The following is a 14528-nucleotide window of genomic DNA, read 5'->3' as shown; positions in this document are numbered from 1 at the left end:
GATCTTCCTTATTTTCAACATGCCATAAAAAAGCCTGCATTTAGCAGGCTCTTTTAGAAAAAATAAATCTTGCGTCTATTACGCTTGGTCGATGTCTTTCATCGTAAGTTTAATACGACCACGGTTATCAACATCTGCAACCTGTACTTTCACTTCTTGCCCTTCAGCTAATACGTCAGTTACATTTGCAACGCGTTCGTTTGAAATTTGAGAAATGTGAAGTAAACCATCTGTACCTGGCATGATGTTTACAAACGCACCAAATTCAACGATACGAATGACTTTACCTTGGTAAATTGTACCAGGTTCAACTTCAGCAGTAAGAGCTTGGATTTTTGCAATTGCAGCTTGAGCAGCAGCTTTAGATTCACCAAATACACGTACTGTACCATTGTCTTCGATGTCGATCGCAGCTTTAGTTTCTTCAGTGATTGCACGAATCGTCGCACCACCTTTACCGATGACATCACGGATCTTATCAGGGTTGATGTTGATCACTTGGAATGTCGGCGCGAACATTGAAATTTCAGGACGAGCACGTGAAATCACTTGGTTCATTGCATTTAGAATATGCATACGACCTGCATAAGCTTGGTTCAATGCAACTTCCATAATTTCTTCAGTGATACCTTCGATTTTGATATCCATTTGAAGCGCAGTAATACCGTTTGCAGAACCCGCTACTTTAAAGTCCATATCACCTAAGTGATCTTCATCACCTAAGATGTCAGAAAGTACTGCGAAACGCTCGCCTTCTTTTACTAGACCCATTGCGATACCCGCAACTGGTGCTTTAAGTGGAACACCTGCATCCATAAGTGACAATGAAGCACCACATACAGAAGCCATTGAAGATGAACCGTTAGATTCAGTAATGTCTGATACGATACGGATGACATACGGGAAGCGATCAGCCGCAGGAAGAACAGCTTGAACACCACGGCGTGCCAAACGACCATGACCGATTTCACGACGTTTAGGACCTGATTCACGACCAGTTTCACCTACAGAATATGCAGGGAAGTTGTAGTGCAACATGAAGTTGTCAGTTTTAGTACCCGCTAAAGTATCAACCATCAACGCATCACGAGTATTACCCAGTGTCGTTGTAACTAAAGCCTGAGTTTCACCACGTGTGAACAATGCAGAACCGTGAGCACGGTCTAATACACCCACTTGTACGTCTAATGCACGAACAGTTTTAGTATCACGACCATCAATACGTGGTTTACCTGAAAGGATGTTGTCACGTACGGTGCGGTATTTAAGATCTTCAAATAATTCGTTTAGGTCATCAGCGATGCCATCAACGTCTTCTTCAGGGATAAATTGAGCTTTTGCTTCTGCTTCCAACGCATCTAGAGCTGCATAACGATCTTGTTTAACTGCAATCGTATAAGCTTCAGAGATTTTAGCTTCAAATGTTTCTTTTAATTTTGCACGAAGATCTTCGTTTTTCGCAGGTGCAGTCCAAGTAGACTCTGTTGCACCCGCAGCTGCTGCAAATTCTTTAATTGCTTGGATCGCAATTTGCATTTCGTCATGACCGAAAAGCACAGCGCCTAACATTTGGTCTTCTGAAAGTTCTTTCGCTTCAGATTCAACCATAAGTACAGCAGATTCTGTACCAGCAACAACAAGGTCAAGATCAGATTGAGCAAGTTGTTCTAAGTTCGGGTTAAGAACATATTCACCGTTGATTAAACCAACACGCGCGCCACCGATCGGACCACGGAACGGCGTACCTGCAATCGCAAGTGCAGCAGAAGTACCTAACATTGCAGCAATATCAGCTTCCATAGTTTTGTCAGAAGACACAACAGTTGCCGTCACTTGGATTTCGTTATAATAACCTTCTGGGAACAGTGGACGAATTGGACGGTCGATTAAGCGTGAAATTAAAGTTTCAGACTCTGAAGCACGACCTTCACGTTTACCATAACCGCCAGGGATACGACCCGCAGCATATTGTTTTTCTTGATAGTTAACTGTAAGTGGGAAAAAGTCTTGACCCGCTTTCGCAGTTGGTTGAGCAACAACAGCAACTAAAACTGTTACGCCGCCCATTGTGATCACTACAGTGTTTGCTTGACGAGCAACGCGACCTGTTTCGAGTACAACTTGATGTTGACCATATTGAAATTCTTTACGAATCACATTAAACATTGACATGTAATTTTATTTCCTAGTTCTTTTGAACGGTTATTCTAGTGGAGACCCCTAAGGTTTGGCATTCACATCATTCTGAACGAATAAAAAGCATAAATGACAAAGCTTAGAAGCCGACCTCACTAGAGAATAAATTCAAATTAATCTTTATTTACACTAATTTTAAACACGAAGAAGGAGCGAATATTCGCCCCTTCTCTTTATCCAGCAAATGCTGGACAGACTTTAGTTTTCATCACTACAGCATTGATCATGCAATAATCCGAAAATAAAAGTTTAAATCGAATTAACGACGTAAACCTAAAGCAGCAATCAAATCGCTATAACGAGTAGCATCTTTACCTTTAAGGTAGTCAAGAAGCTTACGACGTTGGTTAACCATACGGATCAAACCACGACGGCTATGATGGTCGTGTTTGTGTTCTTTAAAGTGACCTTGCAAATCATTGATTTGAGCAGTCAATAAAGCAACTTGTACTTCAGGTGAACCAGTGTCATTTTCAGCACGAGCGAATTTTGCAACGATCTCTGCGCGATCTGCGTTTGTTAAAGCCATTCGATTTCTCCGAGATGCTTAATTTAAATACTTGATACAAATCAAATTGATTCTTCAAAATCAATTTAACTGCCGTGCATCACTACAGCAGTCGACTATTTTAAAGGAAGTATAATGAGATTGCAAAAATATCGTACATATTCTCGCTTCTAAAAATGGCTTCAAAATAAAAAATGAAATATTGCATTTTTTTTACAAACTTCAAGGCATTTAGGACACTGACTTATTTATTTACTCAGTTCAAACTGTAAACCTGAATAAAAATAATCACGGAAAAGAATGTGAAACTATTTTCAACCAATACCTGTTATGTACCTAAAGACTTAAACAGCATTACACAAAGTAAAAATGAAGTATTGCCTAAACAAGGTGGGATGACTGAACAGCAAGTTCAAAAAATATGGGGCAGTATTGAAAGCTTATATCGAACGGGAAACCACCCTCTGATCAGTGTCTGCCTTCGTCGTAAAGGTGAAATTATACTGAATCGTAGTTTAGGCTATGCTTCAGGAAATTCAGCCAGCGGTCTTGCACAAAATGCTGTGATTGCCAATCCTGATACACCGATTTGCTTATTTTCAGCCTCGAAAATGATTACAGCGATGCTGATTCACATGTTAGATGAAACAGGTGAAATTAATCTACTTGATCCGATCAGTTATTACATTCCTGAATATGCCCAAAATGGTAAACGACGTGCCACCATTTTCCATTTGCTCTCACATCGTGGTGGAATCCCTCGCGTAGAAACAGAAGTCACACCTGAGCTTTTATTTGATAAAGAACAGATTTTACAACAACTCTATGCTTCTAAACCGATCTCTCCTGCTGGAGCACACCTCGCCTATCATGCTGTGACCGCAGGTTATATCTTGGGTGAATTGATTGAGCGTGTGACTGGACAAGATATTCGCCAGTTTTTGCATCAACAAATTGAAAAGCCGATGGAGATGGAGTTTTTCAACTATGGCTTAAAACCTGAATTTCGAGATCATGTTGCCTTAAACTACCCTACAGGAGTACATCCTAAATTAGGTACAGATTTATATTTAAATCATGTGCTTGGTGGTGGCTTGCAACTTGCTGTCGATGTCACCAACGATCCTCGATTCATGGACAGTGTTTGTCCTGCAGGTAATATTTATACCAGTGCCGAACAAGCCAATCGTTTTTTTGAAATGTTGTTAAATGGTGGACAATATAAAGGCAAACAAATCATGAGCCCTGAAACGGTGTTCAGAGCGACACTTCCGACATCGACCACAACGATAGACCGCACTCTCATTGCACCCATGCGTTATGCTCTTGGACCAATGCTTGGTAGTAATCCTGTGGGGGTATTTGGTCCTATGACAGGACAAGCGTTTGGTCACTTAGGTTTTTCCAACATTCTATGTTGGGCTGATCCTGAGCGTGACATTAGTGTCAGTATTTTAAATACAGGAAAATCTGTAGTAGGAACCCACATTCCTGCTTTAGCACAGACACTTTACCAAATTTCTAAGAATTGTCCGAAAATTCCAAAAGAACAGCGTCGTGCATTGTTTGGAACTGATCGTACTGAAACAGATTTAGTTTAAATACGCTTTAGCCTGATCATAATCCTTCTTTTTATTATACTTTTTAGTTTATCTTATAAAAAAGCCCTAAGATTACTCTTAGGGCTTTTCCATTGCGCTGTAGTTTCTTATTTAATAATTTTCGTTATCTTATTTATTGTACTCACTCGTGCTTTGGCACTTATTGTTCTTATATACTGACAATATTTTCACGACCTTGTGACCAATTATGTCCATATGTGACCTATTATGCACCATGATTTTTCCAGACATAAGTCGCATTATCTTCTATCCGTGTGAGAAATATCTTACAAAAATACAAATCATCGTTTCCTGTAAAAAATATATTGAATACATTTAAAAAATTTTAATGAAGATCTCAAAATACGGTTTTTAATATCTATTCAATAAAAAAGCCTTGTAGTCTCTCCCAAAACTACAAGGCTTAGCGGCTGTAAGTTTCCTCTTTATCACTTACTTACATGTAAGTTCGCAGTCTCTCGACTTCAAATTATTCTTATTGTGCGATTTTACTCAACGATCCTTGCTGAGCTCTTTATGGGTTCATCATCTCAAAAAGTGACATGAAGCTCTATGCGCAAATCTCTCGAATTCATGTAAGCCATTTCGTACAAAGTTAAAATTATTTAAATATACTACAAAATAACTACATTCATTTAATCTTACTAACCAACCCACTCATTCTACGCGTTGAAATCATCAAAGATTGAACAAAAGCTTGTTGATCAACCAAAAGACTCACCACTTTTTTGGCACGGGTAATCGCTGTATAAATCAATTCTTGACTCAACAATCGTGTTGCAGCTGCATCCAAAACCACTGCTGTATGGGTAAACTCTGAGCCTTGGGATTTATGAATTGTTAATACAAAAGCAGTTTGCATCGACTTTGGTAATCGTGTTGCAGGCAACCATTTATTCAAACTTGGAAAATAGACTTCAAATTGATCGGCTTGCTGACGATGCCTAAAACAAACCCCAATATCACCATTGGACAATCCGAGTTGATAATCATTATAAGTCATCATCACAGGACGCCCGACATACCAATCCCCTTGCCTAGATAATGTTGGCAAAGATGTAAATAATGCTTTCTCCATTTCTCTATTGAGTTGTTCCAAGCCCAAAGTGCCATGACGTACTGCCGTTAAGATGCGATACAAATCAAATGCTTTAACAACTTCTTCTATATCCTCATCGCTGTTTTCATCTTTGGATAAATAATTTTTGAGCGTTTCAAAATATGGTTGAAAGCCAAAGCTCAACTTTTGATTATAACTTTCGAGTTCTGCTGATGTAATTTTTTCAGGTAAATATTCAAGTTGAATGACATCTTGCACGTCATTTTGTAAAACAATATTTTGAATTTCTGTGGCTTGAACAACTTCATTTTCAAAATCTTGGAGGATCTGCTCCTCATTCAATTGCTGATGTTTTTGTTGTTGAATAAAGCGTGCCATTTTTCCAATTAAAGCATCATCACTAAAACGTCGTGTCGTAAGCAGATTAACTCTGTTTTCTTTTAGTAATTCAACATGTTGTAAGTCTGCCAATACCGAACCCACATCTACAGAAGCAAGCTGATTGGCATCGCCCAATAAAATTAATCGACAATGTTCAGGCACAGCTTCAAACAGCATAGTGGCTAAATTCAAATCTAACATGGATGCTTCATCGACCACGATCACATCATAAGGTAAAGGTTGTCTTAAATTAAAACGAGGTACATGTTGATTACCCAAACCCAATAGGCGATGTAAAGTCATGGGGTTAAAGAGATTTTGATCTAGTCCAAAGCTGTGTAGTTTAGGGTCAGATAGTGAATTTTGTAGTGCCTCACCCATACGTTGTGCAGCTTTCCCTGTCGGTGCTGCCATGGCGATACGAATATCTGGAATGGCTTGATGAAGCACTGCGATAATCCGCGCTAAGGTATAAGTTTTACCCGTGCCAGGTCCGCCAGTAATGATATTGAATGCATTTTTGGCAGCGTTGACCAAAGCCTTTTTCTGATGTTCATCACTCAATAAATCATCATAAGCAGATACATCAACCTGTTGAATCGCTTGCTTTTTTAAACGTAGAACTTGAGTTGCCAAACGCTGTTCCAACTGCCAATAACGATATAAATAAACAAATTCATCATCTTGCACAAAAGGTGCGACCTCTGTCTGTACAGTTTGATCATCGCTAATCAATGTATCTAATACGGCTGTGTTTCGCCCTTGTTTGGCAATACAACTATCCCCTTGAGTCGTTGCCAACAAAATCTCTTGTACCAATTCAAGTGCTTGTGCGTGTGCATCTTCATGCATATGAGAGGCTGTGGAATACTGTGTTAAAACGTATTTACTCCATGTCTCTATCCATTGCGGGACTTGACCTGCTAAATCTTGTTTATTTTCCACACAGTTATCCTCAGAGTTATCTACAAGGTTTTCAACACACTTATCCACAAAAGCATCCACAACTTCATTCACATCCTTAAAACAAGGATAAGCATCTGTTTATTCAAAATTTTAAATAAAAATTACGCACTTTCTGCCAAGTTACCCTCAGTAAAATAACCGAGAATCGCATCTAATCTGAGGATAAATTCTGTACTTGGTCGCCAATAGTGATAGCCCTGTTCAGACTGTCCATTCATACCCCGTAAATATAAATAGGTTGCACCACCCAAATCACGTTCAATTTGATAGTCCTCAAGTTGCACGTTTAAATACCGATGCAAGGCAACCAAATACAATGAAGCCTGTAACCAATAACTGGCATGTGACATACTTTCCTGTACTGCTTCGGAACAATAACTCTGTTGATCGATACCCAAGAAGTTACTTTTATAATCGGCAATGTGATATTTCTGCCCATCAAAAAACACCAAGTCAATCGAACCATTTAAATAACGTGCTGAGTTGGCATCTTTAAACTCTGGCATGGTAATACCATGTTCATCGAACAATTGATGAATCCGTTTAATAGCGAGTACACGATCAGATAAGGACAAATAGAAAGGAAATTCGGCTAAATGCTCATGTGGTTCCAGTTGACCTAAATTAAAACCATTGAGAATCGGTGTAGATAAAACATCTTTCAGCCATTCCGCCATCCAACCTAAAACAGTTTCTTCAGCAGGTGGAATTTCGGATGATTCCGTTTCTTGCTGATCATCAATAAATGCTGCCTGATACTTCTCAAGTAATTCTGTTCTCAAACCGGCATAGTCATTTTTAAAACGACGGTGAATTTCTAAATGCCAATATTGCTGATCTTTAAAATCGATATGTTCAAAGATTTCATGTAAGAAATTCCCTGCAACCGTTCCCATAGGGAAATTGGCTTTAATCCATGCAATCGGTTGTGTTGTGATTTGATGATCTATTTCAATGATTTCTTGCTGAATTTCATCTTCAGCACTTTCAGTCTTTTGTTCAGAAACAGCCAGTGCATCTTGAATTTGTTGTCGAGTCAAATGCTGTGCCAAAGCACTAAAACTGGTTTTACCCCGTGCATAAAAACGTTGACTTGGGAAAACTTCAGCGGTCAAAGGAATGTCTGTTTCCATTTTGGCTTTTTCCAATCGTGGAGGACATTGTGTCAGTAAGGGTTCTACCGTACTGCCAATATGGCTAAAGGTATTCGCACCCTGCCCACGCCAAAAAGCCAAACCTGTGGTTGATTTTTCCTTCACATCACTGAGCATGGCATAGACACGATAACTGGCACGGGTTAACGCCACATACCATAGGCGATGGTGCTCTGCCAACGCTCGCTCATTATGCTGTTCAATATCTTTAGGATCGAGAACAGCTGTGTCATTCACCGCAACCACACGTTGCTGTTCTACTTTTCCTTGAGTATTGACCTGTTCAATGGTGGAAAAATTGAGGGTTTTATTGATTTCTTTAAAATCTTTATCCGCACCTAAAAGGAAGACAAATTTAAATTCTAAACCTTTCGATTGGTGAATGGTCATCAGCTGAACGCCTGCCTCATTCGACAGTTTGCGTTCCATTTCCCACTCACGTTCCATCGGTGACGTGAGCTGTTTTAAATACCAATGATACAGATTTTGCGCACCTTGATATTCTTCACTGTGCTGACTGAGCAATTCGGTTAAATGACGTAAATTCACCACCACGCGCTCATTGTCCCGACTTTGCGTGGAGACTAATTTTGTCCACACTGAAAATTGATTCAGTGCAAATTGCCAAGTGGTTAAAAAACCTTGATTCAACCACATTTCACGGATTTGATCGAACAACTCAATGTACTGACTTAAACCATCTGCATGTTGTTCCAATGCAACCAATTGTTTTAAATCAAAACCTAATAAACGACTCAGCAAAGCCCGTTTAATTTTTGCTTCATGGTAAGGATAAAGAATTGCCGATAATACCGCACCCACATCTTGAGCAATCTGACTTTCAAAAACACTTTTTTTCGAGGGTCGATTGGTACGAATACCTAAATAATTCAATGCAGATTGTGCTTTATCTAAACCATCGTGGTTTTTGGATAAAATGGCAATATCATTTTCATCAATATTTCGTTGCCCTGATTTTTCAACAAAATACAAATTGCCCTGAATGCCTTGATTGAGCAGATCACGAATTTTCCAAGCCACTTGCTCTGCTTCTTGGTTTTTATCTTCTAATTTCAACCAACGTAGCGGTTGTGGATTGACAATACCATTGTCAATTAAATCAGGATGCGGACGACTACCTGCTTGTACAGGGGTATAGATCACCTGTTCGCCAAAATCCATTTGCTGTTGGAATAATGCATCAACCACATCAACCAACGGTTTTACTGAACGATGGTTATAAATCAGGTTATATTCATGTCCATCTTTGCCAAAAACATCTTGATGCGCCTTTAAAAAGGTCAGCATATCACCGCCACGGAAACCATAAATCGCTTGTTTACGGTCGCCAACCATGATCATACAGCCTTTTTTCACTCGGCTCGGATGACGCCAAATTTGCGCCAACATATCATCCTGATCTTGGTTGGTGTCTTGGAATTCATCCACCAGAATCAAAGGATAACGCGCATGGACAAAAGTCGCAAAGCGTTGCCCTTGCTCCCCTTGTAAAGCTTCGGCTAATGTGCGAATTTGCTGTGCAAAGGTGGTTTCACCCTTTTGTTGCAAGACTTGGGGTAAGCGCTGTTTAACTTCTTGTGCCAAGTAATATTTTAAAAATGTATTGGTACCCAGTAACTGATTTTCAAATGTTTCAATGGCTTCATAAATCTTTAAAAGCTGTTGAATCACCGCATGTTGATAAAAGTCAGTTTGTACCTTTTCAGGGGCAGCTTTCTTGAAAATTTGTTGCTCACGTAACACTTTAATCAGCGTAGCAAAATCAGTCTTTGCTGTGGCAAGGCTTGAACTTAGATAATGCTTATAATCATTCTTCTGAACAGTTTGAATAATTTGTGGCAAGCTTTTGGCAAAAATTCGATGGAAACGATCACTTCTAAATTTCGTCCCATTGATGAATTTATAATATTCACCATCCAACAAATAATAGGCTTCTAGGCTTTGTAGTTTCTCGGGTGGAATTTGAGCGAGTTGTTCAATGGCTTGCTGAAACATTTGAGAATCAGCACTAGAAAATTGTGGCTCAATAAACTGAGCTGAAGCAAAATTTAAACTTTGCTCGACCGTCGCCACATAATAATCAACGCCACGCAACTCTCCTGCGAACATCAAGCTATCCACAATTTCTTGCGGTTGCTTTTGAATCCATGCACGCAATATGTCGTGAATCAATTGATGACTATAACTTTTCGCATCATCAGTAATTTCAGCCCGTTCAATCTTGCCACTTTCAAAAGCGAACTCACGCAATAACTTTTGACTAAAACTATCTAAAGTCCCGACGAATAGCTCATCGAGTTGGTCAATGACTAATTTTAAACGCTCACAAGCATAGGCAATCTGTGTTGCAAAAGTCACCAGTACTTTGGCGAATAAGGGATCGGTCTCTTGTTGTGCTTTGGCTAATACTTCTGCCTCAGTCAATTCACGACAAGACTCGAAATAACGAAATGTTTCCTGCAAACGTGCGCGAATACGACTTTTTAATTCTGCCGCAGCTTTACGGGTAAAAGTGGTGGCAATCACTTGGCTTGGTAAATATTTCTCAAGAAAAATCCGTACCATTAAACTGGATAAGGTATAGGTTTTCCCTGTCCCTGCCGAAGCTTCAATCCAATGCAATCCTGAAAATTGCATATCGCCAATCGGTTTAATGGAAATCTTTTTATTCGCAACATGTTTATTTGCAACATTGTCGGCAGAAGTTGATTCAGTCATGATTATTCCTCTGCAACAGTTTGATGCTGATAAATCGGTTGATACAGATCATGGGCAAATTGATCACAGGCATGTTTCAACAAGGCGGTTGCATCCTGTTCTTGTAAAATAAACTGCCAATCTCGATGCTGACGACTCCATTCCATCTCGCTTAAATCATAAGGTAAGAAGGCATCACTCTTGTTCCATTCCGCCAGAATATCTGCAAAGTTTTCAATACGGGTTTGTCCCTCTTCTTCGCGCCATTCGAGTTGCTTTTTATTTTCAGCAAGTTTTAATAATAATCCTGCGGGCAAAACCAAAGGTTCAGATTGCCCATAAGTAAAGGCTTGGAACCATGCCAATAGATGTGCTTTGGCTTGCTCCGAACTCAGCCCAGTATTGATAATGGTGACATCACTAAATACAGCGATACGTTGCAAATCTTTGGCTTGCTCACCTGCGAGATTTAGATAACTCAACCACAATAAATATTCGAGCCAAACTTTGGCACGGCGTTTAGCACGACCACTGGAAGCATCTAAACTGACCCAATCCACACCGAATTGTTTCGGCACAGTGATATTCATCACCACATTCTTTTCAATACGCCATTGCCGTTGTGTGGTCGCTGTCACTTCCGGTGCATAGCGTTTTAAGCGTTCTTGTAAATTGTCTTGTTCCGCCAAGCTCATTTGCCATGCGCTGTGCTGAACCTTACCCATTGGCAGTTGATCTTGTAATAAGCCAATATCAGTTGCGTTGTTTTGCGTATCGCTTTTCTGTAAAAAATCCCGAATTTGATAACGTGCTAAACCATCGAGAATCAAAGGCTCATTCAATGTTGGAATATCTTCCGCGCGTAGATTTTCCACACCCAAAGTTTTTAGATATAAGCGTGCAGGGAAAGTTACATCCTGAATCCATTGCCCTGCATCTAATACAGTCATGTCTTCCTGAACAATTGGATAAGGTGTATTTGCCCAAGCTGTACGTTTGGATAGCTTTTCTGCTTGGCGAATCTGCTGTGCCACAGCAAACCATTGATCTTGATAGCGGATATTCTGCGTAGCTTCAAAACCATTCGGATCAAAGGGCTGTAAAGTATGAATATGATACAAAGACTGAATTTGTTCAGGGACTTCAATACCATTCAAATTAACCATCTGATCTGCCTGATCAGGTGAGTTGAATGAAGCATTTGTGGACTGTGCAATCAAAGCAATATGATTGACCAATTCCTGTAATACACTAGATGGATCACGCACCTCACCATCACTGACATCAAAACCATTATAAAACAGCCATAGATTTTCCTGCGCCAAGAGCAAAGCATCTAAAAATGCACCTTGGTCATCATCCAAACGAGAACGATCCCCCAATTGTGGTTTTAGAATTTCCATTAAATCAAAGGGTAAATGCACATTTCGATCTGGGAATTTACCCCCGTCTAAATTCATCATCACCATTAATTTATAGGGTAATGGTCGAATCTGCCCAATCTGACTAAAGGTAATTTGTCCTGTCGGTAAGGCTTGATCTATTTGTCCATCTAATAGATTGTTAATTTCATTGAGTAAATAAGGCAAAGGCAAGTAAATATTCTTTAAAACAGACTGCGCTTTTACATGCGCTGAAGCACCAGTCAGATTTTCAATTCTTTCATCATAGTAGCTCGCCAAAGTCAGCATACGTTCTTGTTTTTTGACAATTTCACGGACTACTTTTAATGACTCAACTCCAGCTTGCTCAAACTCGATAATGTCTTGCATGAGTAAGTTTAACCACGCATCGACATAGCATTTTAGTTGGGTATTTTTACCCAGTTCATGCGCAATCATCCAATCACGGCGCTGGTCAAAGTCTTGATAAATCTGAATCAACTTGGCAATGAGCTCAAAATCACTGGCTAAGACTTGTGCATAACTTAAAGTATCGCCATTCACATGTTTAAAAATCTGATGCTCTGGAACCGCCATACCCAATGCCAAACGATCTAAGGCATATTTAAAGCTAAAACGATAATCAGTATCGTCAGCACTGAGTGAACGTTGTAAATGTTGCGCATCTAAACCACGCTTAAACCCTGCACTGATCAACAAATCAATCATGCGTTCGGTATTGGAAACATCAAGCTCATAGCGGATTTGTGTGGCATTTAAACTCAGCCAATCAGCAAAATCTTCGACACTAAAACGCCCTTCGACCAATTGAATACGCCCAAGCACTGCCCGCCATGCATTATTGGCATCCAGTTGCGTCACCCCTGCAATTTTCACAGGTAAATAAACACTGTCTTGGTTTGGCGTATGTGGGAATACACTACGAATTAGCGGTTCAATTTGTTTTAAATCTGGAACTAAAACCAGAATATCACTCGGACGATGTGGATTCTCTGCCGTACCTTGCGCCAACCAATGAATCAGTTGATCTTTTAAAACTTCCAACTGACGCAATGACGAATGACAGACATGTATTTGAATCGAATCATCGTCCTCAGCAATTGGATAAGCATGCGGTTCAGGCTCAACCAAATACAGAATATCAGACTGTAATTTCGTCAATAAATTGGTCGGTTCTTCATCGACAAAGGCATCGACCCATTGCCCTTCATCACCCGATGAAAGATTGGAAAGAATCGAGAAATGATCACGGGCTTGTTTACCAAAACGAGTCAGTAATGGATGACGTGATTCACGAATTTCAGCATTAAAATTTAAAGTAAATTCATCAAAGAACTTTTGAATATCCTCATCTGTCGCTTTAGGATGCTTGGCAATAAAGCGTTCTTTGACACGTAAATCGTATTGTTTTTTCCAGTTTGGATCGACACTATCCGCCCAATATTCTTGCGATGGGTTGTAATGCAGAATGATGACATCTAAATATTGTCCCAATCGTCTTAAAAACTGCAATTGGCTCGGTGGTAAATCGAGTAAGGTGAAAACAATCAAACGACTTGGCAATTTTTTCAATGCGAAAGGACGTTTAACCTCATCATCTAAAATCTGCCAAAAGTCATCATCAATACTTTGCATTTCAACAAAATCATCATGAAATGTCTGTTGCCACAACCATCGTTGCCAGCTTTCCAATTCTTGCGCTTGATTTAAAGTGAATGCTGAAATCGCTTGATTGGTTTTAAAGAATTGTTGTTCTAAATTGAGTTCTTGACCACGTCCCCATTGTCCGAGCCAATTACTTGGACAGGTACAGATATGTTCACATGCACGCTGACATTCGCCACGATACATCATATAGTTGCTGAATAACTTTGATACTTGTTCAGACACCCAATACAACATACTTTGTTTTTTGAGTTGTTTATCTAAACCATTTTCAAGCTGTGAAGCGGCATCATAAATACGTTGAATAATGCTATGTAAAGGATGATGTTCAGCAAGGCTATTTTCATCACTTTCAATAAAACTTTTTAAAGTTTGATAAATGCGCCATTTCATAATCAAACGTGGAATATTGGCTTTACGAACTTTATCTTTATCTTCTAAAACTTGTTGATAGGCAAACCATTGAAAACCACGAATCCGTTGGTGAAATTGGCTATTGGCACTAATCCCTTGTTGTTCAGCGATACGTTGACTGAGCCATTCCTGAACAGCAGGGCTCGGTACAATAAAATGTTGTGTTTGCAGGACAGCAAAAGGATTTTTAGATGGCTGTGTCGTATTTTGCAAAAGCCCTTGCACCAAAACGTCAATGCGTTGGCTTTGAATCACATGTATTGCCATAATCCCTCAACTGTCAATATTTTACTCTGCATGGTGATGCACAAAAACATAAACATTCACCACTATACAACTGCGTCATACTATGGCATTTTTACACTATATTTGGAAATAACTTCACACCGTCAAGCTTAAAAACTGGTATCCGCCGAAATATAAAATGCTTGAAAAATAGGT

6 protein-coding genes are annotated in these 14528 nt (G+C 39.6%); 1 reads left to right on the top strand and 5 read right to left on the bottom strand.

Annotation, left to right across the window (positions count from 1 at the left end):
- Positions 1-78: 78 nt before the first annotated feature.
- The gene (gene pnp, locus BEN71_RS02475) at positions 79-2166 is read right to left on the bottom strand and encodes a polyribonucleotide nucleotidyltransferase (protein ID WP_171405006.1); all 2088 of its coding nucleotides are present in this window, start codon (positions 2164-2166) and stop codon (positions 79-81) included.
- Between the two features lie 289 nt (positions 2167-2455).
- Positions 2456-2725, bottom strand: coding sequence for a 30S ribosomal protein S15 (gene rpsO / locus BEN71_RS02470; protein ID WP_004725514.1), 270 nt, complete (start codon positions 2723-2725; stop codon positions 2456-2458).
- A 281-nt stretch (positions 2726-3006) separates the two neighbouring features.
- Between rpsO and BEN71_RS02465 the strand changes: the two genes are divergently transcribed.
- The gene (locus BEN71_RS02465) at positions 3007-4305 is read left to right on the top strand and encodes a serine hydrolase domain-containing protein (protein ID WP_068973788.1); all 1299 of its coding nucleotides are present in this window, start codon (positions 3007-3009) and stop codon (positions 4303-4305) included.
- A gap of 652 nt (positions 4306-4957) precedes the next feature.
- Here the strand turns inward: BEN71_RS02465 and recD are convergent.
- The 3 genes from recD to BEN71_RS02450 all read right to left on the bottom strand — a co-directional run bounded on the left by recD (position 4958) and on the right by BEN71_RS02450 (position 14354).
- The gene (gene recD / locus BEN71_RS02460) at positions 4958-6712 is read right to left on the bottom strand and encodes an exodeoxyribonuclease V subunit alpha (RefSeq protein ID WP_193925007.1); all 1755 of its coding nucleotides are present in this window, start codon (positions 6710-6712) and stop codon (positions 4958-4960) included.
- A 122-nt stretch (positions 6713-6834) separates the two neighbouring features.
- Positions 6835-10626: a UvrD-helicase domain-containing protein gene (locus BEN71_RS02455; RefSeq protein ID WP_068973789.1), complete on the bottom strand. Its 3792-nt coding sequence runs from the start codon at positions 10624-10626 to the stop codon at positions 6835-6837.
- 2 nt (positions 10627-10628) lie between these two features.
- The gene (locus tag BEN71_RS02450) at positions 10629-14354 is read right to left on the bottom strand and encodes an exodeoxyribonuclease V subunit gamma (RefSeq protein WP_068973790.1); all 3726 of its coding nucleotides are present in this window, start codon (positions 14352-14354) and stop codon (positions 10629-10631) included.
- Positions 14355-14528: the final 174 nt, after the last annotated feature.

Origin of the sequence: Acinetobacter wuhouensis (genome assembly GCF_001696605.3) — a bacterium.
Lineage (GTDB): Bacteria > Pseudomonadota > Gammaproteobacteria > Pseudomonadales > Moraxellaceae > Acinetobacter > Acinetobacter wuhouensis.
The sequence above is the reverse complement of the archived record's forward strand: the minus strand, read 5'-3'. Positions and strand labels throughout refer to the sequence as shown.